The organism is Silvanigrella paludirubra (assembly GCF_009208775.1).
In the GTDB taxonomy this organism is placed as follows: Bacteria; Bdellovibrionota_B; Oligoflexia; order Silvanigrellales; family Silvanigrellaceae; genus Silvanigrella; species Silvanigrella paludirubra.
The window spans coordinates 43,918-70,770 of the sequence record NZ_WFLM01000006.1 but is presented as its reverse complement, the minus strand read 5'-3'; the positions used below and the strand labels follow the sequence as shown (position 1 = coordinate 70,770).

The following is a 26,853-nucleotide window of genomic DNA, read 5'->3' as shown; positions in this document are numbered from 1 at the left end:
TATGGAAATTAAGTATTTAGGGTTGTTACCTTATGGTGATGCTTTAGGTTTAATGGAGTCACTTCATTCTGAAATATCTAAAAATTCAAATCAGGAAGGTGTTATTTTAGTAGTTCAGCATCCTCCTACAGTAACAATGGGCAAAAGAGAATTATTGGAAGACATGCTAATACCTCCTGAGCAACTCAAATATAAAGGAGTTGCGTATCATAAAATTGATAGGGGTGGCAGTGTCACTGTCCACGAACCAGGACAAATTGTTATTTATCCTATTTTTCATATTGATAAATATCGCCATACGGTACGTTCCTATGTAAATTCCTTGGAAGAAGCCATGATTGAAACCGCTGCTCATTTTGGAATTAGTGCAAATCGGGATGAAATAAATCCGGGTGTTTGGGTAGGACAAAATAAAATTGGTGCTATAGGAATTCGCATTAAAGATAAAGTAACAAAACACGGAATTGCATTTAATGTGACAAATTCACTCGAAACTTTTTCTAATATCATTCCCTGTGGTTTAAAAGGCAGAGGTGTAATCAATTTAGAAATGTCTGTTAGGGAATTGAGTGATAAAAAAGAATTGCTTTCTGTTAAATATGAGGAAGTAGAACAGTATTTAGCTGGAAAAATAAAAGAGAAGTTAATAAGTTAAGTTATTTATTTCCATGTTCCCTATCTTGCCCACAGTTTTCAAGTTCCAATTGAATTGTTACGTGGGTGATGTGAAATTTATGTTCAAGAACTTCTTTAATCTCATTTAAAATTTTATTTTGGTTATAATTTTTTGAATAAACAATGTGAGCTGTAAAATTAATTTTATCATTAGAGATTGCCCAAACATGTAAGTCGTGAATATTTAAAACACCTTCAATTTTTGATAATTCTGAATTCATATTTTCTAATTTTATTCCTTTTGGAACTCCTTCAAGTAAAATATTCATACTATCTTTTAATAATGACCATGTCCTTGGAATGATAAATAGCGCAATAGCAATTGCTATTATTGAGTCAACCCATTTCCAACCTGTAAATTTAATTATAATTGCTGCAATGATAACTCCAACAGAACTAATCATGTCACTCATGACTTCAAGATAAGCACCTTTTAAGTTTAAGTTCCCATCTTTACCGCTACTTAAAATTTTCATACTGATTAAATTAATAATTAAACCTGCAATTGCAACAAAAAACATAGGTCCAATTTTTAAATCAACCGTATCTTTATTCATAAATCTTTCATAAGACTCATAAATAATATAAATTCCAACAAAAAATAATAAAAATGCATTAAAAGAGGGAGCTAATATTTCGAACCGGTAATATCCATAAGTTCTCTTTAAATCAGCGGGTCTTTTTGCAATTTTGATTGCAACTAGAGCAATTGCTATTCCAATAACATCAGTTAGCATATGAGTAGCATCGGATATTAAAGCAAGGCTTCCAGAAAAAATTCCTGTAAATAATTCTACAAAAAAGAAAGTTCCGGTTAAAAGTAATGCTATTATTAAAGGTTTTTCTTTTGCTTTTGAAAAACCATGGGAATGATTATGCTCTGTTTCTTCACTCATATTGGCTCCAATAAATTCAAGATTAAATAAATATACCATTTCCATATTTAAATTTAATATTTTTATTTGTGATTTAGTCAAATTTATAGAGGCTTTAAATTGTAAATAACTAGAATCATTGTATTGTTGTAATGGAGGTTTGTAATTATGAAATTATTATTCTTTTTTTTCATTAAAATGATTCTTTCGCCTCTTAATTTAATGGCAAGTGAAAACGAAGAGATTATCATTCATTATCAAGTAAGGCCTCCTTATTATATGATTGATGAAAATACTAAAAATTTAAAAGATGGTACTTTATTTAAAAACTTAGACAAAGTTTTTAAAAATTTAAATGTAAAATATGAATTTCATGAATTTCCTGCTGCTCGTACACACATTGTGATTAAAGAAAATAAATTAAATGTTTGTTCAGGTTATGCCATATTATCAAATATAAGAAAAAATTATGGAATTTATAGTGTTCCATTTTATCAAGATAAGCCTTATATTATTGTTACTAGAAAAGATGATACACGATTTGATAAATATTCTACTTTAAATGAAATTATGTTAGACTATAGTTTAGTTATGCTTGTTAAGTTTAGATTTTCTTATGGAAAATATGTAGATGAGTTACTTCTTAAAAATAAAAAGTATACTATTGATTCTTCTAGATTAGAAGATGATTTAGGAAATGGCTTAAAATTAACTTTTGTTGAAAACTCAAATATGTTGCAACAAATTATAATGAATAGAGCTGATTATATGATTATGTCAGAAAATGAATTTAGTTATTTTAAAAATAATAGCATCGAAATGAATAAAAATTTAGCATTTAAAAAAGTTAATGATATAAAAGTAGGAAATAAAAGAACACTCTTTTGTTCAAAAAAAATGGATGGGAATTTAATAAAAAAAATTAATAAATTAATAATTAAAAATCTAGGAAATATTTAAATTAATTTTCTAAAAAATAAAATAAGACAAATGATACTTATAAGTACAAAAATATATTTTATTTCCAAAAAATATTTGCTATAAAAACTAATATCCTGATTGACTGGAATTTCTAAATAGCCAGCATTTTGTGAAAATATAGTTTTATTATTAAAAATAACTTCTCCATTTTTATTAAATAATAAAGTAGGTCCATTATTAGTTAAAAATAGTAAGCTTTTATTTGTTTCTATTGCTTTGAATTGATTTATTATAGAAAAAACAAAAGTGGCATTTGATTTTGCCATCCATAAAAAATTAGATTGATTCACAAAAAATTGTGCACCGTTTTGAGATAATAAATTACTTAAACTCTCATCAATAGAGTCATAACAAATAAAGATTCCAATTTTGTAATTTTTAAAATTAAGTGGAATTGCTTTATTTCCATTTAGTAACTTTATGGTTTGTTTTGTTTCTATAAGATATTTGTCGGCTATTTTTGGAAATAAATGACTAAAAGGAAGCTCTTCACCAAGTGGCATGAGTTTCCACTTTGTATAAAAATTAGAAGTATTTCCATTTGGGTAAATTACAAATGACTTTGATTCAGCGGCTTCTATCTCAATTATATCTGAATATTTATTTTTAAAACGTAAGTTTTCTTTTGAATCAGAAGGTAAAACACTTTGTAGAAGTATTGGTGTTTGTAATTTTTTAGAAGTGTTTACAATATCAGTCATTTTTTCTGGACTAAAACCAAATTGATAATAAATGGCGCTTTCAGGTAATATGATTAAATCTAATTTAGGATTATCTAAATTTATTAGGAGTTTTTCTAAGTTTTCTTGTTTTTTATCTTGGTCAATTGTTAGATCATTATTTATTTGAATCACAGTAAAATTTGGTTGAATAAATCCTATTTTTATAAATTTATTATCATTAGTTATGAAAATGTAAGGACTAATAATATTTAAAATTATTATAAATGATGATAAAACTCCCAAATTTATATAACTTTTTTTATATAATATGGAACTTAAATTTGTTTTAGAATAAAAAAGAAAGGAAAATGATAAATTACTATAAAAAAGTATAAAAGATAATCCATAAGAACCTAGTATAGACGCAATTTGGCTTAGGTTAATATTGTAATAAAAAGAGTAGCCAAAATACCAATTGGATAATCTTGGATAAATATGCTCTAAAGTAGCCATTAAAATTGAAATTATAAATAAGTAAATTATTTTAAAATATTTATCTTTTTTGAATTGCGAAAGGATAAAAAAAGGGGATAAAAGGAATAAATAGTAAATGCAAGATAATGAACAAATTAAAAAATAAACCAAACTTGTTAATAAAGTTGAATAACCAAAAAAATATTTTATACTAGTAAATATCCATGTAAAACCAATAAATTCAAGAGGGAATGAAAAAATAAAAACAAGTACTATAAAATGAAATATGCGCACTTTTGTCTTATGAATTTTGTTTAAATTCATTAAACTAAAAAATAAAGGAGAGAGTAAAATGAAATTAAAATTTCGAAACCACTGTGGTAAGAAATTTAAAGAATGGAAAGTGGAAGAAAATAAAACGCCACTTAGAAAGCATAAAAATAAATCTTTATGAGAAGGAAAATGTTTCCATGTAAATTTTTGGAAACGATTAACAAATATTTCTTTTAAATTTAATTTCACCATTTACCTCAAAAATTAAATTATCTCTTTATTTAAAAAATGAATTTTTGTTGTAAAATTATTTTATTAAAAAAAGAGATAAAATAAAGTGGTCAAATTAAATTCCGCCAAAAGTATTTAAACCCCAAACTTCAATAGCTACAGGTTTTGTAAATTTTGTTAAAGCAGGACTGTCAACCCAGCAAATTTTTGAATCAGCAAAATCATTATGACTTTTACCAGCAGCCCATACAAAATCGTCTGCTTTGAATTTTATAAGAGATTTTTCATATAGAGTGATGTTTCCACTTGTTTGGCTTCTGCCATTTGCTCCACAAATTACTTTTGCTAAATAGGACTCTTCCGCTTTTGTATTTGGATCGGTTTTTAGATTTAAGACATTTCCATCTTGAGAAATTACTTTTATATAAATCGTATCATATTTTTCTAATTCTCTTGGTGTAAGAAAGGCATCGGTTCCACTAGATGTATTTGTTTTAATTGATCGACCGACAATTTTTCCATCTACAAGAACTTTTCTTACGGTATCATCAATCGGTTTGTACATTGAATTAGGTGTAAATATATTATTAATCTCATTTAGGCATTTATTAATATCATCATAACAAACATTTACTATAGAACCTATTTTTGTAAATGTGTTGTCAATTAATGTGAAGTTTTCATCAATAATACTTTTTTCACTGCTTGCAAGTAAAGCATTTTTATAGGAGTCGCTATTTTTTAAATTAAGCATATAATAAAAATCATTAATTTGTTTACTTATTTTGTTTTTTATTTGATTCTTAATATCAATGTTTTCATTTAATTTATTCGCAATATCTTGTTGAACAAATTTTTCTTTGTTTCTTATTGGCAACAAGCTATATTGAGTTGTTTGACTTGTTGAAAGAATATATTTTGATTTTTCAGGATTTTTTTCAAGATTTTCTATATCTTTATCGCTAAATTGACTAGGATAATTTGTAGATACGTAATCATTTACTGTTTTAAATAATTCGCTACAAGCTTCCGTATTAGATAAATTACAGGATTGTCCATTTTTTAATGCTTCAGGTAATTTATTATCATCACCACCAACTTGTCTTGCTAAAATAGTAACGGTTGTATTTTGTTTTGTCTTTGAATCAACATTACTAAACATAGCGCTAAATCCAAGTGGTACAGAAACTCCAGTTGGAATGGCTCCCGCAGGGATTGGCAAGGAGAATTTCCCACCAAAACCCATATCAAAAGATTTTTTAGAATCTGAATTGGCAAACGAAAATTTTAAAGCAACATAAATACTAGATTCTGCTTTTTGTTCTACAATAACACTATCTCCACAAAGAAGAGCAAATTGATTTGTAGAAATATTTTCATATTCAGGATTTATTGTGTAGTAAGGAACGTCTTTGTAAGCAAAATCAATTTGTCTTGTACCTACCTGTCTTTTTACAGTCATTACCATATTGCTTGTATAATGATTAAATTGGAATGAATTTAAATAATTAAAACCAGCATTAGCACTTATTAAGGGAATGGATAAAAAGCTTAGACCACCAAAAAATGATGTTCCAATATTAAAAGAGTTATAAAGACTTTCAAAAGAATCGATCTTATCAAATGTAGTTGTATTTTCTAATTTAGGAATAAACTTTGCTGTTACATTACCTAAACAAGCTCCTTGAGTATTCATAGAAAGTAAAGAGTTGTAACCTTTGCCCAGAAAAGAATCTATTGAAGGCGATACTTTTTGAATAATATCTTCTACTTTTTTTTGAGCAGAATTTGTTGCAGAACTTGGATTTACATTCGAATTACCGCTGTTAGGACTTTGAGAGTTTGAATCATTTGATCCCCTATTACAGGATGAAATTAAAATGCTACCAGCTAAAATGTATGCCATTGAATAACGAATAGGAAAATAAATTTTCATGTTGCCCCCAAAAATAAATAGAAAATTATATATTTGAGTCCTTATTATTTTATTTTAAAATAAATAATAAATGGTGTTTCAAAAGTATAAATAAAATATTTTAATGTTGTTGTATTTTGAAAATACATAAAACTTATAACTAGATTTTAAAATTAACATAAATATTTTGGGAGATAAATAATGATTTTGGGTTTGAAAAGATTTTAATGATTTTGTAAGAATTGTTTAATTTGGATTGGAAAAGGTTAATTTTTATATTGATGAAATAATTCAAAATAATAAAGAAATTTATTTGTTATTTTGAATTATAAAAGTAATTTTTAAGGAGTTTCAGTAACTGGGGTGGAAACTTTGCTTTTTTTCTTAAATATTTTTGTAGTTAATATAGCAAATGCACCATTTCCTAGTACGTTTGCTGTCGTATTTAAAGGGTCTAAAAGAATGTAAATCGCTGTAATTAAACCAGACATTTCGGGAGAAAAGCCTAAATATTTTTCAAGAATAGGGATCATCACGACAATGCCACCCCCAGGGATTCCAGCAACAGCAAATTTTGCTATGACAAAGTAACTAGCAAAAATCATGAATGTGCTTAAATCAGGAAAAGCAAGACCAAAAGTAGTCATAATAGCAAGAGCTATCATAGGTACTGCAATACTATCTCCAACTAAATGGACATTTACTGTTGCAGGAGCAATGGTACGAGAAAGATCGATTTGACCTGTATTTTTTTCTGCCGCGCGAATGGTTAATGGTAAAGCGGCCATGCTGGACATTGTGCTAAATCCCATCATACCTGCAGGTAATACATTTTTAGCAAAATATAAAAATTTCTTTGGGTTAAATCCAGCGCCAATAAAATATAATAATGAAATATAAAGGACTTCAGTAAGGATAATCGCTACAACTAGAGGAAAATAAGAGCGAATAATGATGGATAAAATGCCATCGCTCTCTAGTTTAATGACAAATCCTAAAGCAAATAACGGGAGAACAGGAACAAAAACTTTATTTAAAAATAAAGTGACAAGTGTTCGCATTTTATCTGCAAATACTTCCACATGATTATTTCTAAATTTAGAGAAAATAAGTCCTGCTATAAAGCCAGAAAATAAGGCGAAATTATTAGAAATTAGGGTTGGAAATTTGAACTCCCAATAGGGTGTAAGGCTGCTTGTAATTGTTCCTTGAGCTTCTTGAATGTCATTAAATCCTGATAAAGCGAATTTTGAGACGTTATAGCTGATAAATGTTGATATATATCCAGATAATGCAATGCATACTAAGAGGATAATGATGAATTTAAAAACGTCAGATTTAAACGAAAGTAAACAGGAAAAAATACAGCTAAAAATGATTACTGGTAAAAGAAAAATGAGGGTTTCTTTGAGAGAAAGACTAATCGCATATAAAATAGATTGGATAGAGGTAGGTAAAAGGTGTCCAAAAAAGAACCCCAAGAGAAGGGTAACTAATAATTTAAATATGATACTGTTCATTAACCTGGGGATATTCTTTAACATTTTGTAACCTTAATCTAGATTTTGCTCTATAACTAGAAAACCTTTACAGGTATTCTTTTCATCCATCTGCTATTACCACTTGTGGTGTTTAGCGAAATGATAATTTGGAGTCAACAAATCATGAGTATTAAGGTTTATTCTTGGAATATAAATGGGATTCGAGCTTCAGCAAAAGCAGGCTTTTTTGATTGGTTAAAAAATGTAGATGCGGATATTGTTTTTCTACAAGAGGTAAGGGCTTTGCCTGAACAACTATTACAAGAGCAAATTGAACCATTTGGGTATAAAAGTTTTTGGCATCCAGCAGAAAAAAAGGGGTATAGCGGGGTCTCCATTTATACGAGGTTACCCTTAAAAAAAGAAGATATCCTTTTTGGTCTCGGCAATATGGATTTTGATAGAGAAGGACGATTTATTGGTCTATTTTACAATAATATTTTTTACGGTAACGCTTATTTTCCAAATAGCCAGCCTGAAGGCAAAAGACTCGATTATAAATTGTCTTTTTGTCATAATCTTCAAAATAAATTAAATGAATTGAAAAAAGAAAATATTTCAATAGTTATGAGTGGTGATATTAATATTGCTCATAAAGAAATTGATTTAGCAAATCCAAAACAAAATCAAAAAAATCCTGGATTTTTACCTGAAGAAAGAAACTGGTTAACTCAATTTTTAAATGAGGGGTATTTAGACGCCTTTCGTATTTTCGAAAAAAATGGGGGGCATTATACTTGGTGGAGCAATCGCCCCGGGGTTCGTGAAAAAAACATAGGCTGGAGAATTGATTCTCAATTTATTAGTGAAGATCTAATACAAAAAATAGTTTCTTCAAAAATACATAAAGATGTTTTGGGATCTGATCATTGCCCTATTTCTATTGAGATTCAATAATTTATCATTTCAATTATCTATTTTTTAGATTTTACTTATTTATTTTCTATAAAACTGGAAAGTTTTTAGGGGTTATGATAACTCCCTAACGTTACATGGTTACTTAGATAAAAGTTATTTAAAATTAATATTGAAAGGAAGAATATGTTCAAAAGGAATTTGGTTATATTTGGATTTTTCATTCATTTTCTTTTTCCTTTAAAAATTTATGCAAATAAAAGTATTGCAAACTTTATTGCGATAAGTGACATTCATTTCAATCCTTTTGATCTTTGTTATGATAAGTCTAATCAAAAAAACTGTATCCAATTAATTAATGAGTTAAATAAATCGGATAGTAATAAATGGAACTCAATTTTTAAAAAATACTATAAAAATAATACTTTTCCTTCTTATGGTCAAAATACAAATTTTCCTTTGTTTCAATCATTACTAACAGAATTAAATCAAGCTTCAAAAAATACAAATTTAATTTTTGCAGTTATATTAGGTGATTTTTTGGCTCATCAATATATAGAAAACTATAAAATATATACAAATGACTCTAGTTTAATAGGAGCGCAAAATTTTGTTAAGAAAACGTTTCAATATTTAACTTCGGAAATTAGGGGCTCTATTCCGAGCAATATTGAAATATATCCTGTAATTGGAAACAATGATTCTTATATTGATAATTATAATGTTGATAATCCGAAAACGACAAAATTTTATTCTGATTTAAAAAATATTTGGACTACATATTCTTCACAAATAAAAAGTTCTAATACTTTTTTAAATGGCGGTTATTATGTAGCACAATCTCAAATAAAAAAGCTAAGTATTATAGCATTAAATACAAATTCTTTTTCAAGAAATGCCATAAGCAAAGACAAAGCAGATATTAAAGAAATTGCTCAGCAACAACTAGATTGGTTAAATGATCAATTTAATAATGCAAAAGATCAAAAATTTATCCTTATTTCTCATATACCATGTGGAGTTGATGTTTATTCCTCTTTTAACTCTATGATAAAAGGAGGTGACCCCGTTACTTTTTGGAATTCTAATCCAAAATTTGCAGAAAAACCTTATATGAAAATTTTGAGTAATAATTTTTTATCAATATCTGGTATTTTAGTATCTCATACTCATAATGATTCTTTTCAAATTATAAATAATGATTTGGGCTTATTTGCCTCTTATGTACCGTCAATCAGTCCTGCACATTACAATAATTCAGGATATAAAATTTTTACGATTGATGAAGGTAATAATTTAAGTAATGCAATTTCATTTTATTTTGATCCTAGTTATAAAACATGGAAAGAAGCTTATAATTTTAATGAAACTTATGAGAGTCCAAATTTGTTTATTGGAATGCAAAGTTTAATAGGAAAGTGGAATAAAGATCCCGATGAGATTGATGAAAAATATTTGAAAAATTTTAATTTAAACGCAGATATTTCTCGTTTGAAAAACAAATGGAAATATTATGTTTGCGGTTCCGCAGATAATATAGATGTAATAGATTATCAAGATTGTATTAATCCATTAAAATAACATTTTAATTATTATTTCTACTTAAGCCATATAAAATTAAATGAACAAGCTCTTGAGTTGGCATTGGAAGTAAGTGCATTGTAAACTTAAGCCTATTAATATATCTTCTTAAACTCCACAAAATAGCTTCTAATAATAACGTTTTTATTCTAAAAAAACTGCTATAAGCAAGGTTTGCTAAAAGCACATCGCCAAACTTCTTTTTTTGTGAAAACAGGTAACTTTGTTTCGAGCTTTCTTTCCAAGATTCAACACGCATCAAAAAGCGCCATATTATTCTTGAACTTAAAGGTAATCCTGCTAAAGAGGATTCCCATATATTTGCAAAACGCAATGAATATAACTTTCTTGCCGCAATTTGAACTTCCCCAATGAGTTGGGTTTCCTCAACTGTTCTTAAATAAGAAACTTTACTCCATGATTCTACTATTCTCCAATAATCATCAAGCGAGTTTCTGCGCAATTGTTCAAGACATTCAATTGTGCAAAAGCTTCTGGCAATACTTGCTAACTTAACAAACTCTTGTCTTTCTTTTAGCCATTTTTTCGTAGGGGTTTCAATAACGTAACGAACGGTAGCGGGTCTTACCTTATCTAAAATTTCAATATACAGATCGCTTGTAATTAATAATATTTGGCCATCTTGACTCATTTTTAAATTTGGATGATCTTCAGGTGAAACTCTACGAAAATAGATATTGCATACATTCGCTTTAGATAATTCTTTTACTTTAAATGCGAGAGTATTTATATCTCTTTCGTCTAAAACAGGGCCAATATCATATTCAGGCATTTGCCTTGTAAATTCAAATAAAGTAGATAAGATAACACGCGAAACTCTTATTACACCAACATCCCACACAGTACCAATAAGTTCTTTTAAGGTAAATTGATTTCGTAAAATAGATCCAAAATTATTTCGCACTGAAATGGATGAAGTTGTTAATGCAATTTGACTTAATCCTCTCAATGCTGCTTGAACTTGCACTTTAAGATCAATTTGGTTTTCGCTTAGCGTTTTTATAAATTCACCAACAAATCTTGTTAAACTTGTACTTCCTAAAGATAAATTTAAAAATTTAGTTAAGTCTTCTATAATAGTATTTGAATGTAATGTTTCTGGTCGTTCTACTAAATGATATAAAGTTTTATAAACACCATCAGCATCTCTAAGTAATAATCTATAAATTAAATGTTTAAATTCTTGCCTTGTTTTTATATCCCAAACAAAACAGGGGTTGAGATCGATCATAGAAATTTGGTTTAATAGGTCGTCATATAAAATATTTCCAGGGTGTGGATCAGCCCAAACAACACCTTTAGAAAAGACAAGTTCTATATAAGCTTGTGCAATATTATCTGCTATTTCTCTTCTTTCTAAATACTTAGCTTGAATAATTTTAGTTACTTTTATTCCAGGCATTTTTTCCATAAAAACAAGATTTTGGCTTGAAAGAAAAAATCTTGGTACTTTAATAATATCGTTGTTATCTAAAGCTGTTCTTACTTTATCTGCATTTTGCTCTTCTAAAGTAAAGTTAAGTTCTTCTTGGCTCTGTTTATGATAATTTAAAACAGATCTCCTTAAAGTTGAAACTAAACCAAGTAACTCAGAAGCAACATCTTTAGTTAAGCTATTATCTATTAAAATAGCTTTATTTGCTTCATCTGTTAATTTTAAAATATGCTCACATTGAGATGCAAATAATTCTTTTAAGTTTGGTCTTTGCAATTTTATTAAAACATTATCTACATTATATTTTTCTTTTCCAAGTTCACTTAATTGAAAATTATATAATGCACCCACACTTGCACTCGCAAAATGACGAACAGGTTTTGGGGGGATAATTAAATAAGGTTTCCAATCAAGATATTCTGGTTGATTTAAAGTTTCAATTAAATACTCCCATGACTTTTCTATACTTGGAAATATACCTCCCGCATCATCTTGTGTTGTTCTTAACTCTCTTGCTAAACTTGGTGGACAAAGCTCAGAAATAACTTGAGAAATTTTAACATAAAGACCACCCATCTCTTGAATTGCAATGGCAATTACTCTGCCATTTGAAAATTCATTATGAGGAGTACACGCAATAGATAATACAGCATTTATACAACTTTCCCCTGGTATGGCTTCAATAGCTCCACTTAAAATAGGAGCAAGAACTTTTCCTCTGGGGTCACTTGATAAAGTTTTATTTAATAAAGGTAACACTTTTTCTTTATAAACAACACTTAATATTTCTTCTGCTAATAAATAAATATCTTTTCTTTCTTCTTTTGAAAGTTGAAATAAAGAATTAAAAAAAGTTTCTTTAAGATCTGGAAATTTTTCAGCGGCATGATTAGATAGAGCTGGAATTAAATCAACAAAACCAGCAATTCTTTCTCCAAGAGGGCCAAAAGCGGCTGCTAGAATTTGTGGTTGGCCAAATAAAGCAATGAGCTGTGGATTTTTTTCAATAGTTGTGCATACCATTTCTATAAAAGGAGAAAGTAATTCTTGTGTTACTTCAGTGTCTGTTAAAATTTCACTAGAGATTTCTCCAATGTTTTCTTGAAGTGCTTTTATTGACTTTTCTATTTGAGTAAGTAAAGAATCACTTTGAGGAAATAGGGCTTTTGTAATTCCTTTAATTAGGCTAAAGCGGCCAATGGTCGTTTTTGTTCCCGAAAGAGGAGAAACCGCAATTTCTGCAAATACATAAGAAAAAAATTTAGATATAACGAATGATTTTTGTTTTATTTTAATAGTAAGAGGCACAACCCAACGGTAGTCGAGAGAAGCAACTTTTTCTAGACTTTCTTTATAGCTATTCTTTTTATTTTCTATATGTGTTTTTTTCTTTTTATTTTTCCCAAATTGCATCTACGTATTTCCTCAAATAGAGATCAATACCTTCGTTTACGGGTATCATCCCCTTATAAGAATTGTTGACATGCTCTCAGCATTTTGCGACCCCTATGTCAGATAAATATTGGAGGCGGATTTTTCACCCGGCCCCCAAGGAAGGTAATAAAATGAAAGCAAATAATCTCGGTTCTAAAATTCGTGATGAATTCCCGATTTTTAAAAATAACGAAAAATCAGTCAACGGACAAACAAAGCCCTTTGTTTATCTTGATTCCGCTGTTTCTGCACAAAAACCCAAACACGTCATACAGGCCATGGTAAATCATTTAGAAAATGATTACGGATCTGTCCACAGAGGTGCTTATGGTGTTTCAATTCGATCTTCACAAATGTATGAAGATACGCGTCATAAAGTAGCAAAATTTATTGATCCTAAAATAAATGCAAATCAAGTTGTATTTACAAGAGGAACTACAGAAGCTTTAAATATTTTAGCCTATGGTATTTCTGATGTTTATTTAAATGAAAATAGTCGAATAGTGATTCCTGCAATTGAACATCATGCAAATTTAATTCCTTGGCAGCAAGCAGCTCTTCGAAAAGACTGTGAGTTAGCTTATATTTCAATGCTTGGAAAAAAGGGAAATCAATTAACGCTAAATTTATCTGAAGCTGAAAAATTAATAACTAAAAATACTAAAATTGTTTCTTTAGCCTATGTTGGAAATGTGATTGGACAAATAAATCCAATTGAAGAAATTATTGCTATGGCTAAAAAAGTAGGTTCCCTCGTAATTTTAGACTGCGCACAAAGTATGTCTACCCATGAAGAATATTTATTTTCTTTAGGAGCCGATGCAATCGCATTTAGTCCTCATAAATTATATGGCCCTTCCGGAATTGGTGTTTTGGCAATGAGTGAAGAGCTTATCGAAAAGCTTCCTCCTTCTACTTTTGGTGGTGGCATGATTTCCGATGTCACCCTTGAAGAAAGTCAATGGATATCTGGCCCTGCTAAATTTGAAGCAGGAACTCCTCCCATTACAGAGGTTTGCGGTCTTGGTGCCGCCATTGATTGGGTAGAAAAAAAAGGCCGTAAAAATATTCATAATCATTCCAGTGAATTAGCTAAAATTTTCTTAGATGGTCTTAAAAACATTAATGATATTGAGGTATTTAGCCCTGAAAGTGGTCAAGAGACAATTATTTCTTTTCGCCATAAAAAAATCCATGCTCATGATATGGCTACAATTTTAGACTCTGAAAATATTGCAATGCGGGCAGGGCATCATTGCGCTTGGCCTTTAATTCGTATTTTAGGGGTAGACGCGCTTATTAGATGCAGTTTTGCTGCCTATTCCGACAGAGACGATGTCGAAATCGCTCTCGAAGCTATAAAAAATGCTTCAAAAAAAGTGTAGTTTCATCATAGATTTTTATATTATGTTGATTTACCGTCCCAAATGTCGATCTTACGATTTTCTGGTGGTATTTCTTAATAAAGCGTTTTATTGCGCACAAGTTTTGAGCATTTGGAGTTCAGGTCATGACAGAAAACCTTAAGACATCACAATCAATTGAGTTAAGTTCTTTGTATCAAGAGGTTATTGTTGACCACTCGAAACGACCTCGCTTTAAATCTAAAAATTTTTCATGCCGTTATTGCCAAGAGGGAAAAAATCCTCTTTGTGGTGATGCTATTACCGTATTTTGTGAAATTAAAATGAAGGACAATCAATGTCCATTGCTTTCTATTGGATTTGATGGAACGGGCTGTTCCATTAGCCAAGCAAGTGCAAGCATCATGTGTGATTCTTTACAAAATGTTACTTTAGAAGAAGCACAAAAAACAATTCATCATGCTGAAAATATTTATACTGGAAAATTATCAATAAATACAGATGACCTAGAAGAAGATATTGAAGCTTTAAACGGAGTAAGTAAATTTCCCGTTAGAGTAAAATGCGCAGCTTTACCATGGAAAACATTAAATCTTCTCTTAAATGATAATTTTGATGAAAAAGGAATGCCAAAATTAGGCTGTGATAAAGAAGAAAATTGTGTTAAATCACAAAATAGCCAACGAAAATTAAAAATTGTAACTACTGAAACTTAAATTAGATATTTGTTCTTTAGGAGAAGGTTCTAAATGTTAACCATTAAAAGCTTAAAAGCATCTGTAGGTGAAAAAGAGATTCTTAAAGGAATTAGTCTTGAAATTCCTAAAGGAGAAGTTCATGTTATTATGGGTCCAAATGGAGTTGGGAAATCAACTTTAGCTCATGCATTAATGGGCGCAAAAACATATCAAATCACTTCAGGAAATATTATTTTAGACGGTGAAGACATCACTCAACTAGATACAACGGAACGGGCAAAAAAAGGAATGTTTCTTGCCTTTCAATATCCCGTATCCGTTCCTGGCTTAAAAATCTCTGAATATTTGCGAAATTTATATAATATTCGTCATGAAAAACAATTGAGTGTTTCCGAATTTAGAAAAGTATTAAAAAATAAATTGGAAATGTTAAATATTGAAAGATCCGCACTGCAAAGATATTTAAATGACGGTTTTTCAGGTGGCGAAATGAAGCGTTTTGAAATGCTACAACTTATGTTGATAGAACCTAAAGTAGCAATTCTAGATGAAATTGACTCTGGTGTCGACGTCGATGCACAAAAAATTGTTGCCGAAAGTATAAATCACATTGCTAAAGAAACAAAAACAAGTTTTATTATCGTAACACATTACCAACGTTTATTAAGTTTTATCAAACCCGATAAAGTTCATGTAGTACTTGATGGAAAAATAAATCAATCTGGTGATATGTCCTTAGTAGACGAACTTGAGCGAAATGGCTATGAGCATATTCGCATCAATCCATCTTCAAAGACTTAACAAAATTGTGAGTCATTAGAGGAGATTCTCATGCAAAAGAAAAATAATAATTCATCCAATCAAGAAGATTTCGATCCGTCACAAGTCGATATCTTGGATGACTATAAATACGGATTTCATGTAAAAGAAAATTATATATTTAAAGGCGCAAAATCAGCAGCAGGCTTAACAAAAGAAATCGTAACAGAAATATCTAATTTCAAACGTGAACCAAAATGGATGCTTGATATTCGTTTAAATGCACTCGATATATTTAACGAAAAACCAATGCCAACTTGGGGTGATACGAAAGCCCTAAATGAAATTGATTTTACAAATATTCACTATTTTGTGCGTCCAACGGAACGGGTTGGAACAAATTGGGATGATGTTCCTTCTGAAATAAAAGATACCTTTGATAGGCTTGGTATTCCTGAAGCAGAAAGAAAATTTTTAGCTGGGGTGTCTGCTCAATTTGAATCGGAAGTTGTTTACCATAGTATGCAAAAACAACTCGAAGACAAAGGCGTGCTCTTTTTTGATATGGACACAGGACTTCGTGAGCATCCAGAAATTATCCAAAAGTATTTTGGAACTGTAATTCCATCTCATGATAATAAATTTGCAGCTTTAAATACAGCAGTGTGGAGTGGTGGAAGTTTTATTTATGTGCCAAAAGAAGTTCATGTTGAAATTCCTTTACAGGCCTATTTTAGAATTAATACCGAAAATATGGGGCAATTTGAAAGAACTCTCATCATTGCAGATGAAGGATCTTCTGTGCATTACATTGAAGGTTGTACGGCTCCCGTTTATCGTAGTGATTCATTGCATTCAGCTGTTGTAGAGCTTATTGCAATGAAAGGTGCGAAAATTCGTTATACAACAATTCAAAATTGGTCTAAAAATATATTTAATTTAGTAACAAAAAGAGCATACGCATATGAAGATGCGGTTGTGGAATGGGTAGATGGTAACATTGGTTCTAAATTAACAATGAAATATCCTGCTGTTTACTTAATGGGTCCAAGAGCACGAGGTGAAATTCTTTCTGTTGCTTTTGGTGGCAATGGAATGCATCAAGATGCCGGTGCTAAAATTATTCATGCCGCTCCTAATACAACAAGTGTAATTACTTCTAAATCTATTTCAAAAGATGGTGGTTGTACAACTTATCGTGGTCTTGTAAAAATTCCAAAAGGAATGACCGGTTGTAAAAGTAAAGTACAATGTGATGCCCTATTAATGGATGAAATTTCATCTTCAATCACATATCCAACAATGGAAATTGAAGAACAAGTAGGTACGGAAGTAGGTCATGAAGCGAGTGTGAGTCGTATTAGTGATGATCAAATTTACTATTTAACAAGTCGCGGTTTTTCAGAAAGACAAGCAACTTTAATGGTTGTAAATGGATTTATTGAAGAATTTGTTAAAGAATTACCTATGGAATATGCGGTAGAATTAAATAGACTTATTGAAATTGAATTTGAAGGAGTTGGCTAAATCTCATGACAATTGACAATCTAGATTCTCAAAAATTAGCTTTATGTCCAACATATCCTGAAGAAAGCTGGAGAAAAACAAATCCAGAAAACTTTTTCTTACCTCAAAATGAAGTATTAAATTTTCAAGGTAACAGCGCTATTGAGGCAGGTAGAAATAAATTTTTACCTTGGAAAGTTTCCTACAGAAATTCTGATCAACTTATTGAAAAGCTAAATTCACTAAAAAGTATATTGGGTGATTCTGCTGTAAGTGCTTTAGAAAATGAAATGGAAAGAATTGTCTATATAGATATTGGTCATGGCTGTGCTGATATTTATATGTCCAAAAATATTAAATCAATTATAGAATTTTCTTCTAGTCCTTTTGAAGTGGAATCCATTGCTCCAAATAGTGATATTGGTTTTGCTTTAGCAAGTCGTCTAAAATCGAGCTCTCCTCATGAAATAGTAGTTAAAATAGAATCAAAGGGATCTGAAACTCCGTTTGTTATTGTTTCAAATCAATTATCTCCAAATTTTTCTCAAACATATTCTTCTTTAAAAATAGTTTTATCAAAATCTAGTCAAGCTGATTTTACTTTAATTGAAGGTGGCGCATCCTTTTTTATTCATAGACACTCCATTATTTTACAAGAAAATGCAAAATTAAATCAATTATGGATCCATCATTCAAATCAAGAAAATAAAAGCTCTGTTTCTTTATTAGAGCGAGTTGTAAAACTTTTTGAAAATGCAAAATTTAATGATGCCCAAATTATGTTTCCTCAAGGTAACGCAAGGGTAACTTCAAATATTGTCTTTGAAGGTGAAAGGTCACAAGCAAAGTCTGGTGTTGCTGTAATTGCAACAACGGGCAAGTTTGATTATGAACCTATTCAACATCATAAAGTACCAAACGGGAATTCCAATCTAAATTTAAAAATGATTTTATCAGGAAGAGCAAAAAGCATATTTCAAGGACTTGTGAAAATTGAGAAAAATGCACCTAAAACTTTTGCATTTCAAAATAATAAAAATCTTTTATTAAGTAAAAATGCGAGAGTTGATGCTTCTCCTCGGCTTGAAATTTTACCAAATGATGTCATTTGCAAACACGGAAGTGCTACTGGTGAATTAGACTCTAAGCAACTTTATTATATGTCAACAAGAGGTTTTTCTTTGCAAGAAGCTCGTAAACTTATTGTAAAAAGTTTTGCAGCAGAATCTCTAAATAATTTAGAATCGGAGAGTTTAATTTCTGTGTTAGCTGAAAACTCTTTAGATGTTGCTCTTTCAAAATTACCACAAGATATTTAATGTAACGGAAGGTATTTTGAAAGATGTCTTTTTTTAAAGTCTGTTTATTAAGCAATTTATCAAAAGAAAAACCAATTAAATTTAATATTGATGATATTGATATTTTATTTGTATTAGATTTCCAAACTGAAAAGGTTTGGGCATTTGATAATAATTGTAATCATGCAGATAAACCTTTAGAAAAAGGAAAGTGGAATCCAGAAAAAGCGGAAATCACATGTCCCTTTCATAAAGCTGTTTTTTCCATTTCGGAGAATGGAGCTGTTAAAGCTCCACCTGCTTGTATCCCATTAAATGTATATAAAACGGAAATTAAAATAGAAAATGCAGAAAAATTCGTTTATGTGCAATTAGATTGAATCGTGAAATAAAACCTCACAAACCGTCCTTTGAAATTCAATTGCCCCTTCAGAAAATTTATTTATGACATCTTGCCTTAGCTTTGGCGCAAAATTTGAAACATAATTATCAAGAAGTTCTTTATTTTTAACAAAATAACTTGATCTATAAATAAGGGGATTCTCAGTTTTTATAAAAGAGGCATTGAAAAAACAGCCTGTATCAAATACTTCTTTAACATGTTTTGTGGTCATATATTTTACAAAATCTTCTTCAATTTTTTTTTCTTTTAAAATACACGTGACTTCATATAAAATCATGATTAATCTCCGATTTGAAGTGGTATAATTATCAACTAAACGTTTGGGATACTATCATGATTCAAAAAACAAATCCTACAATTAGTATGGCATTCCAAGTCATTCCTAAAGTTCCGGATGGCTTAAATAGCTATGAAATTGTTGACAAGGCAATTGAAGTTGTTCAAAAGTCAGGCATTAAATATGAGGTCGGACCTATGGAGACGACTTTAGAAGGCACTCAAGATCAATTGCTTGAGCTTATAAAACAAGCACAAGATGCCTGTATTCAAAATGGGGCACTTGAAGTGATGACATATATTAAAATACACTATCGACCAACAGGTGTTTCTATTTCTGAAAAAATAGAAAAGTACCGTTAATTAAAGATTAAATAAATAAAGGAGCCTTAATAATGCCAAGTTTTGATATTGTGTCTGAAGTTAGTATTCAAGAAATAGATAACGCCGTAAATCAAGCGCAAAAAGAGATTGCTTCTCGATATGATTTTAAAGGAAAAAAATACGAACTCGTTTTAGATAAACAAAAAGTAGAAATGAAATTAACTGCCGATTCTGAAACACACGTTATTGCAATGGCAGATATTGTTAACTCAAAATTATTAAAAAGAGGAATAGATCTTGTTTCCTTAGATATTGATAAAATTAAACCCATAGGTGGTATGATGATGAGTCAAAATATAAAAGTGAAACAAGGTCTTGAAACAGACGTAGCAAAAAAAATAACAAAAACGATCAAAGATTCTAAGATTAAAGTAGATACACAAATTCAAGATAAACAAATTCGTGTTACAGGAAAAAAAATTGATGATCTTCAAAGTGTGATATCTCTATTAAAAGAAAAACAACAAGAATTAAAAATTCCTATGCAATTTGTGAATATGAAAAGTTAATTCATTTTATAATAAAATATTGATAATGAAATATAATATTTATAAAACAATTCAAATTTAATAAACTTCCTTTATATTTATAAGTAAGAAGAATATATAAAATAATATTTATTTTTAATGTCAAAAGTATGTACAATTTTAATGTTAAATTTTAAAAAATATTTTATAATGCTTCAAAAATAAATAGGAAGGGATAATGTTATGAAAAGTGTTCTTAAATCAATTTTCACACTTTTAGTTGTTTCACAAGTTTCAAATTTTTCTCATGCTTCTAAAGGGATTATTTTAAAAGATGATACAAACTTAGATTATTATGAAAATGATAAATATGTTAAAACTTTAATGTCTTTAGTCAGCACAACAACTTTAATAAACTATACTGGCAATAATTTTTATCTTTCAAAATATATTCCAGAAGATAATAAATATTCTTTGCATGCATGTAGCATGGAAACATTAAAATGTGTTCCTATTACGACTCCAGATACAAGTGCAGATATTGTAGGTATTTCTTTTCAAGATAATGGCAAAGGTTTTGTTGCAAAAAAAGATTTAAACATTGACTATTATGAAAATAATGTCTTTGTAAAAACAATAACAAAAGCGGATAGAAAAATAATTTATGTTTCCTATACTGGTAAATCAACATATTTTGCAGAAGTAAAAGATGAAAACAATGGAATGTATACTTCTTTCATTAAAAGATGTTCTGAGTTTGCATGGAATTGTAAAGTAATAGGAGAAATTAACGATTCTATTACTTCAATTTCTTTTAATGATAATTTTGAAGGCTATGCTGTAAGTCGTGTTGGTAAATTATATCACTTTAAAAATGATAAAATCGTATCTATAACAAAACCATTTAAATTTTATACAGATGATTTATTTTTTACGGATACTGGATTTTATACAAGAAGGCAATTTTTGGAAGGGAATTTCAATGATGAAAAACCTATGAGGGTAAAAACAGAAATTACGAAATGTGATTTATCAGGAAACGATTGTAAAAATACTTTTAGAGAACATGGTATTCATGTTCGAGGATCATTTAAATAATAAGGAATCCTCCTTATTATTTAAATTTCTTCTAAATCTAAATCGACAATATATCCTTCATGTCTTCGCATGTTAAAAACATTTTCGCCTAAAAAAATATATTGTCCTTTTATCCCAGTTATGATTCCTTCTATTTCACTTGATTTATCAAGATTTATAGACTTAAATTTTAAAACTTCACTGGGTATATCATAATTTAAATTCACTATGACTGGTGAATGAAAATATTCAATTTGATCACTTAATTTTAAATGTGCTGGTGTATCAACAATAATTTCTTTATTTTGAAAAATTTCATTCTGTTTTATCCAATTAAATATGAAGGATATTTTATCTTGAAATTCCTCTAAAGAAGGTCTTTTATTTCCATTTTTTAACATGTTTAACCAATGGCTTTTATCATGTAAAATTTCTTTTAAATTATGTTCAATAATTCCTGCCTGGTGTCTTGATGTTACTTTAGCTAAAAGAGCTGCTGAGCTTGCGCCTTGATCAATCCATCTTGTTGGAATTTGAGTTTGCCTTGTTATTCCTACTTTAAATTTGTCTGTATAAGATAAATAAACATAATGAGGTTGATAACAATACTCTTCACCCCATAAAGGTTCACGGCATGTTCCTAAATTATAATGACATAAATTAGGGCTCATAATACATCTATCTGCAGATGCTTTTTTCTTAAAACAGGGAAAACAGAATCCTTCAAAAAGTTTTTTTATATTTTTTTTGCAAGATGTGCATTGAAATAATCCTGAATGTTTAATTTTTATTTTTAATCCTGTTTTTAAAGCTTCTTTTTCATCTAAATTGTATTTTACTTGAATTGAAATTATTTTTTCTTTTAAGTTTTGAATGTCTTCTAAAGTGTTTGCTGAAAGTTTTATCAAACTAGTATCAAAATTTGTAAACAGTTTTGAAATAGGCAAATTCTTCTTTTGGATTAGATAATTCAAGATTGACACCCTTTTCGTCAAAGACTAAACATGAAGGTAAGAAAGTGTTGATATCAACACCAATTCAAATTTTGTAACATATAAACTGAAGAGCAGTCATGCCGATAACTGTTTAAGAGTATCTGTCATGAAACGGAGCCATGAAGGTGAATATTAAGAAAATCAATCACTTAGGTGAAAAACCAAATTTGAAAAGCTTAAATAAAAAACAAATCATTAAAAATTTGCTTTTTCCCCTTTTTCTTTCACCCTTAATTGTAAGCTGCCAAAGTAGCATGAATCCTAAGTCTTCAGAACTTTTTTTATCATCTGAACCTTCTGCAATTTCAAGTAAAGAAAATACAGGAACTTCAGAAATTGTAAAATTAGATGAAAATGAAGATTCAAGTCTAAAAAAGAATAATATCAAAACTGTAAATCCTAAAAAAGAATTAAAAGTTGAATCTAAAACGGTAAAAGCTTCGAAACCAAACAATATAAAAAAAGTCGTAGCTTATGCTCCCTCTGAAAAGACAAAATCTGAAAATGATCTTGAATTAAAAATGAACGATACCGCTTTACTTCCCGATGATGTAGAAGATGGCGAAAATCTTGTTTTTAATTCTTCAGATAATGCTTTAGTTGCTGAGTCTCCAGATGAATTTGATTCAAATTCAAAAATGGTTTCTTCCGTTCATCCAAATGATAGTATTTTATTATGCGAAGACAATGTTTATTATGAATCTTGGAAGACACAATTTGATCAACAATGGCTTGCTTCAAATGGAAATGAATACAAAACCCAAGCAGCAAAAAATAAAGCATTGGTTCAAGCTCGAACAAATGAATTTATACGTGTTGTTTATCCATCTATTGAAAAAACTGGATTTGATTTTCCCGTCGTTATTAATAATCAAGTTTTACAATGGATAAGTTATTTTAGAAATAGCGGAAGAAAAAGTTTTGTTCTTTGGATGAGAAGGGGTAATGCTCTCATTCCACAAATGGAAGAAATATTAAAGCAAAATGGTTTGCCAACGGATTTAATTTATTTATCCATGATCGAATCTGGTTATAGCTCAAAAGCATTGAGTTATGTTGGTGCCGTAGGCTTATGGCAATTCATGCCTGCAACCGCTCGAGAAAACGGATTAATTATTAATGATTATTTAGATGAACGCCGTGATCTTAAAAAATCAACGAAGGCGGCTGCAAATTATTTGTCAAAACTTTACAGCAAATTTGGAAGCTGGCATTTAGCAGCGGCAAGTTATAACGGTGGTCCTGGTCTTGTTAGCAGAACTCTTAAAAATTATGGAACGGACTCTTCTTTTTTCCAATTAACCTCTATGGGAGTTGTGAATAAAGAAACAGCTGACTATGTTCCAAAACTAATTGCGGCTATGATAATTTCTAAAAATCCTGAGAAATTTGGTTTTGATACCACCGATGCGCCAACACCTGCGGCATCAAAAACAATTCCGGTAAAACGTTCTATTTCATTGGCTGATTTAGCAAAAAGTTTGAATGTAGATAAAAATGTTTTAGAGTCTTTAAATCCAGAACTACGTTTAGGAATTACGCCTCCACCACATGCTACTTCAGAAGGTCATTTTGACTTAGAAGTTCCTGCAAGTAAATATGAAAATGCTTTAATGGCGATGAACTCTCTTCCAGAAGCATCAAATAAATATATTGTTACAGCTCGAATTAATCGTAGAGAAACCCTTGCTGCATTTGCTGCTCGTTATCGTATTAATGCAGCATCTGTTCTTCACGCAAATTCAAAACTTAAAATGAATTCTCATTTAAGAAAAGGGCAATTGGTTTATATTCCTATTTCTTTAGGAACAGGACAGTATGATCGTTTTACGAGCAACAAATTTTCATCTAAAAAATTTAGCAAAAAAATGTCTGCAAAAAATAATCAATCTATTCATCATGTATCTTCAAAAAGTAGTCATATAAAAGTAGCTCAAAATTCATCTAAATCAAAAGCATTTACCAAAGCAAAAAAACAAACGACTTCATCTGCTTTGCGAAAAAAATCTGCCTCTTCTAAAAAAGTAGCTACTTCAGGAACTAGAAAAAAGCAAAAACAGTCTTTGAATTGATTTCTTCGATCAAAGTATGCTACACAACAAAAACCTATTCTGGAGAGCTGGCAGAGTGGTTGAATGTACCTGATTCGAAATCAGGCGTGCTCGCAAGGGTACCGAGGGTTCGAATCCCTCGCTCTCCGCCATTTATATAACTTAAGTATTAAGCATTTTGTGGAATAGGACTTCCTAGTTTTACAGGTGGTAAAAAGTTAATTAATGAATTTTGAGTATATTCACTTGCCTTTTCTTTGATAGATTGCCAGTCGTTATAAGCTTCTGTTAATAATAAATTTTGGAACATAATACTAATTTGGTCTAAGTTTTCTGGTTGATAATCTGTGCTTTCTGCAATGTGTTTAAGATCACCATAAATTTGAAGCCAAGCTCCTTCTACTTTTTTAAGTTGAACTACGAATCTACTGCACGCATTTTTTGTATCGTTTTCCACAAGATTAAAATATTCTAAATCAGAAATAAGACGTGCTTTTTTAGCGGCATCCACTTGGGTATTTTGTTGATCAGCTACATATTTATCATACATCTTTAATGCTTCGGCAGCTTTTGCTCCTAAAGTGCCTCCAAGAATTGCTGATATTGGCAGAGCAATTCCTAAGGTTAGGATAAGAAGTCCAACAGATGTAGTTGTAGCTGCAATCGTATAGTCTTCCCATTCTTTATGAGCTGCTGCTGCTGCCTGACCAAGGACTTTAATTCTTTCAATGTCATCATTATATTCATTTCTTGCTTCTTCAAGAAATTGAGAAGAGCTATTTGAATAAGCAATTAATCTTTCATTTTTTTCGGTCATAACAATATCAAATTCAGCGAGTCTTTTAATTAAGTCGCTTGTTAATTTAAGCATGCTTTTTGCTTTTTCTATGAGTCCACCAGGGCCCGACATAAACTCCTTAATTTCAAGAGTTAAACGTTTCGCTATGTATGTTTTTTCACTATCTGAAGTAGCAGAAAGAAATCTATCATATTCTTTTTGAAGATAAGTATATGTTTGTGTAAAGCTGTTTGCCACTCTATAAACTTTTCCAGCAAACCAAACAATATGAGTGTAAATTTCAGTTGGAACTTTATCCGTAAATAGAATGTCTGGATTTTTTGAAATTTGTGCAACTAATACATTTGGATTTCCAAATATGTTGGAAAGATCTCTTATTTCTTTCATGCATTTTATAACATCTTCTATTTCTGATTTGTATTCTTCTTTAAATTCGCCATATAGATCCGTAAAAGATTCTTTTGCAATAGGAAGCATTAAAACTCTTGAATTAAATAATTGTAAATTTAGCCATTCTTTCGAAAATAAACAAAAAGTACTATTATTATATTTTCCCATTGGGTTTTCAGAAATAAATTCCGAAAGAGGTGGAACTAAAGATAATGTTTTTGGAGTTAAATTAATTATATTTTGTGGAATAGTTGATGTGTCTATACTTGTATTTAGCATATTTTTTCCTTTCAAAGAAAAGGTACATTTTATAATTTTCTAAGGTTTTAAAGTAGCAAATATTTCTTTTTTAAAAAATTTAATATATCAATATTTTGACTTTATTTTACTATTTGTTATTAATTATAAATATTTAAATTTATTTCTTGCTTTTTGTTAAAATGTTTGAATCAGGAATTCTAGAAATTAATGATTAATATTTGTTATAGTTATTATAAAATAATATATATTTAAGTTAATTTTCTATTTATTTTTGGCTACGCCAAAATATTGGTTAATGTGATTTTTTTGACAAAATATTTTCTATTTTTTAGGGTAGTAAAATGAATACATTGATTAAATTTATATTATATATTTTTATTTTAATTCCAAATAGCTTATTATTTGCTAAAGAAATAATGAATTATTCATTTTGCAATAAACCATTATCAGTTGCTGTTTATGAAAATGGTTTTTTATACATTACAGAAAATAAATCTGGAATTATTGTAGATGTATTAAATGAAATTTCTAAAAAAACAAATTGTAAATTCAATTTTATATTAATGCCAAGAGCAAGAAGTTGGATAGAGTTAAAATCAGGAAGAATTGATATTTCTGCTTCGGGTTTTATGTCTAGTGAAAGAGAAAGCTATTCATATATAATTAAAATGTGGAATAAAAAAAATTTTATACTTATTCGAAAAAATATGAAAGTAAATACCATTGAAGACTTTATTAAAAATAAAAAATTAGAAGTTGGAATTGTCAGAGGTACATACCATGGTTCAAAAAATATTGAAGATTTTATTGAAAAATTAAGGAAAGAAAATAGGGTTCAAGAATCTTCAGAACAAACAAATATTTATTTAAAGTTAGCAAATAATAGAGTTCAAGGTATTTTTGGGAATATATTTGTAATAAAAAAATATATGTCTGAAATCAAGGAACTTCAAGGTAATTTTGAAATACTTGATTGGGCATTGGATGACGAAAAATTCAAATCGGGAATTTTTTTATCCAAAAAAACATTTAATAATGAAAATTTTAAAAAATTTGAAGAAATTATTGATAATTTGAAAAAAAATGGACTCATAAAAAAATATATTAAAAAATACTTAACTGAAGAGGAAATAATTAAATTTAAAGTCCTCGATTAAATTATTTATTAAGGA

The 26,853-nt window shown here is 29.4% G+C and carries 23 protein-coding genes and 1 tRNA gene; 16 read left to right on the top strand and 8 right to left on the bottom strand.

Translation table 11 applies throughout. The annotated features are described in order from the left end of the window. Position 1 precedes the first annotated feature (1 nt). The gene (gene lipB, locus GCL60_RS15755; RefSeq protein ID WP_153421635.1) at positions 2-655 is read left to right on the top strand and encodes a lipoyl(octanoyl) transferase LipB; all 654 of its coding nucleotides are present in this window, start codon (positions 2-4) and stop codon (positions 653-655) included. 1 nt (position 656) lies between these two features. Here the strand turns inward: lipB and GCL60_RS15750 are convergent, their stop codons facing one another. Next, positions 657-1,571: a cation diffusion facilitator family transporter gene (locus GCL60_RS15750; RefSeq protein ID WP_153421634.1), complete on the bottom strand. Its 915-nt coding sequence runs from the start codon at positions 1,569-1,571 to the stop codon at positions 657-659. A gap of 147 nt (positions 1,572-1,718) precedes the next feature. Between GCL60_RS15750 and GCL60_RS15745 the strand changes: the two genes are divergently transcribed. Continuing rightward, positions 1,719-2,510 carry a transporter substrate-binding domain-containing protein gene (locus tag GCL60_RS15745; protein ID WP_153421633.1) on the top strand — a complete coding sequence of 264 codons (792 nt, stop codon included), beginning with the start codon at positions 1,719-1,721 and terminating at the stop codon, positions 2,508-2,510. On the opposite strand, the gene lnt is transcribed toward GCL60_RS15745, so the two are convergent. The 3 genes from lnt to GCL60_RS15730 form a co-directional block, all read right to left on the bottom strand. Then, the gene (gene lnt / locus GCL60_RS15740; protein ID WP_161998249.1) at positions 2,507-4,189 is read right to left on the bottom strand and encodes an apolipoprotein N-acyltransferase; all 1,683 of its coding nucleotides are present in this window, start codon (positions 4,187-4,189) and stop codon (positions 2,507-2,509) included. The two genes, GCL60_RS15745 and lnt, sit on opposite strands and share 4 nt — an antisense overlap. Before the next feature lie 97 nt (positions 4,190-4,286). Beyond that, complete coding sequence (locus GCL60_RS15735) at positions 4,287-6,107, bottom strand: hypothetical protein (protein WP_153421631.1); 1,821 nt, start codon at positions 6,105-6,107, stop codon at positions 4,287-4,289. 320 nt (positions 6,108-6,427) lie between these two features. Further along, positions 6,428-7,630, bottom strand: coding sequence for a cation:dicarboxylate symporter family transporter (locus tag GCL60_RS15730; RefSeq protein WP_153421630.1), 1,203 nt, complete (start codon positions 7,628-7,630; stop codon positions 6,428-6,430). A gap of 120 nt (positions 7,631-7,750) precedes the next feature. On the opposite strand from GCL60_RS15730, the gene GCL60_RS15725 reads away from it, so the two are divergent. Together GCL60_RS15725 and GCL60_RS15720 are read left to right on the top strand one after the other, a co-directional pair. Beyond that, positions 7,751-8,524, top strand: coding sequence for an exodeoxyribonuclease III (locus GCL60_RS15725; RefSeq protein WP_202614049.1), 774 nt, complete (start codon positions 7,751-7,753; stop codon positions 8,522-8,524). A 144-nt stretch (positions 8,525-8,668) separates the two neighbouring features. After that, complete coding sequence (locus tag GCL60_RS15720) at positions 8,669-10,063, top strand: metallophosphoesterase family protein (protein ID WP_153421629.1); 1,395 nt, start codon at positions 8,669-8,671, stop codon at positions 10,061-10,063. Between the two features lie 4 nt (positions 10,064-10,067). On the opposite strand, the gene GCL60_RS15715 is transcribed toward GCL60_RS15720, so the two are convergent. Next, entirely contained in the window at positions 10,068-12,932 is a 2,865-nt protein-coding gene (locus GCL60_RS15715) for an AarF/UbiB family protein (RefSeq protein ID WP_153421628.1), read from the bottom strand. 152 nt (positions 12,933-13,084) lie between these two features. Between GCL60_RS15715 and GCL60_RS15710 the strand changes: the two genes are divergently transcribed. The 6 genes from GCL60_RS15710 to GCL60_RS15685 all read left to right on the top strand — a co-directional run bounded on the left by GCL60_RS15710 (position 13,085) and on the right by GCL60_RS15685 (position 18,958). Then, positions 13,085-14,338, top strand: a complete 1,254-nt coding sequence (locus GCL60_RS15710; RefSeq protein ID WP_161998248.1) for an aminotransferase class V-fold PLP-dependent enzyme — start codon at positions 13,085-13,087, stop codon at positions 14,336-14,338. Positions 14,339-14,463: 125 nt separating this feature from the next. Further along, positions 14,464-15,033 (top strand): Fe-S cluster assembly sulfur transfer protein SufU, encoded by a 570-nt coding sequence (sufU, locus tag GCL60_RS15705; protein WP_153421626.1) that lies wholly within the window; start codon positions 14,464-14,466, stop codon positions 15,031-15,033. A 33-nt stretch (positions 15,034-15,066) separates the two neighbouring features. Further along, positions 15,067-15,816 carry a Fe-S cluster assembly ATPase SufC gene (gene sufC / locus GCL60_RS15700; RefSeq protein ID WP_153421625.1) on the top strand — a complete coding sequence of 250 codons (750 nt, stop codon included), beginning with the start codon at positions 15,067-15,069 and terminating at the stop codon, positions 15,814-15,816. A gap of 30 nt (positions 15,817-15,846) precedes the next feature. After that, the gene (gene sufB, locus GCL60_RS15695; protein WP_153421624.1) at positions 15,847-17,301 is read left to right on the top strand and encodes a Fe-S cluster assembly protein SufB; all 1,455 of its coding nucleotides are present in this window, start codon (positions 15,847-15,849) and stop codon (positions 17,299-17,301) included. A gap of 5 nt (positions 17,302-17,306) precedes the next feature. Beyond that, positions 17,307-18,599 carry a SufB/SufD family protein gene (locus GCL60_RS15690; RefSeq protein WP_153421623.1) on the top strand — a complete coding sequence of 431 codons (1,293 nt, stop codon included), beginning with the start codon at positions 17,307-17,309 and terminating at the stop codon, positions 18,597-18,599. 23 nt (positions 18,600-18,622) lie between these two features. Beyond that, positions 18,623-18,958 carry a Rieske (2Fe-2S) protein gene (locus tag GCL60_RS15685; protein WP_153421622.1) on the top strand — a complete coding sequence of 112 codons (336 nt, stop codon included), beginning with the start codon at positions 18,623-18,625 and terminating at the stop codon, positions 18,956-18,958. On the opposite strand, the gene GCL60_RS15680 is transcribed toward GCL60_RS15685, so the two are convergent. Continuing rightward, a complete protein-coding gene (locus tag GCL60_RS15680; protein ID WP_153421621.1) occupies positions 18,950-19,258 on the bottom strand; it encodes a DUF4286 family protein in 309 nt (102 codons plus the stop codon). The genes GCL60_RS15685 and GCL60_RS15680 overlap by 9 nt on opposite strands. A gap of 86 nt (positions 19,259-19,344) precedes the next feature. On the opposite strand from GCL60_RS15680, the gene GCL60_RS15675 reads away from it, so the two are divergent. The 3 genes from GCL60_RS15675 (at position 19,345) to GCL60_RS15665 (ending at position 21,206) form a co-directional block, all read left to right on the top strand. After that, positions 19,345-19,620: a thiamine-binding protein gene (locus GCL60_RS15675; RefSeq protein ID WP_419964833.1), complete on the top strand. Its 276-nt coding sequence runs from the start codon at positions 19,345-19,347 to the stop codon at positions 19,618-19,620. 32 nt (positions 19,621-19,652) lie between these two features. Continuing rightward, entirely contained in the window at positions 19,653-20,150 is a 498-nt protein-coding gene (locus GCL60_RS15670) for a YajQ family cyclic di-GMP-binding protein (RefSeq protein ID WP_153421620.1), read from the top strand. Between the two features lie 201 nt (positions 20,151-20,351). After that, positions 20,352-21,206 carry a hypothetical protein gene (locus GCL60_RS15665; protein ID WP_153421619.1) on the top strand — a complete coding sequence of 285 codons (855 nt, stop codon included), beginning with the start codon at positions 20,352-20,354 and terminating at the stop codon, positions 21,204-21,206. A gap of 20 nt (positions 21,207-21,226) precedes the next feature. Here the strand turns inward: GCL60_RS15665 and GCL60_RS15660 are convergent, their stop codons facing one another. After that, on the bottom strand, positions 21,227-22,159 hold the full coding sequence (locus GCL60_RS15660; RefSeq protein WP_161998247.1) for a DUF2797 domain-containing protein: 933 nt from the start codon (positions 22,157-22,159) through the stop codon (positions 21,227-21,229). Positions 22,160-22,305: 146 nt separating this feature from the next. On the opposite strand from GCL60_RS15660, the gene GCL60_RS15655 reads away from it, so the two are divergent. Beyond that, positions 22,306-24,252: a lytic transglycosylase domain-containing protein gene (locus GCL60_RS15655; RefSeq protein ID WP_161998246.1), complete on the top strand. Its 1,947-nt coding sequence runs from the start codon at positions 22,306-22,308 to the stop codon at positions 24,250-24,252. A 41-nt stretch (positions 24,253-24,293) separates the two neighbouring features. Further along, positions 24,294-24,383: transfer RNA gene (locus GCL60_RS15650), tRNA-Ser, on the top strand. A gap of 17 nt (positions 24,384-24,400) precedes the next feature. Here GCL60_RS15650 and GCL60_RS15645 read toward each other — a convergent pair. Next, on the bottom strand, positions 24,401-25,699 hold the full coding sequence (locus GCL60_RS15645; RefSeq protein WP_153421616.1) for a hypothetical protein: 1,299 nt from the start codon (positions 25,697-25,699) through the stop codon (positions 24,401-24,403). Between the two features lie 323 nt (positions 25,700-26,022). Here GCL60_RS15645 and GCL60_RS15640 point away from each other — a divergent pair, with 323 nt between their 5' ends. Continuing rightward, positions 26,023-26,838: a substrate-binding periplasmic protein gene (locus tag GCL60_RS15640; protein ID WP_153421615.1), complete on the top strand. Its 816-nt coding sequence runs from the start codon at positions 26,023-26,025 to the stop codon at positions 26,836-26,838. Positions 26,839-26,853 lie beyond the last annotated feature (15 nt).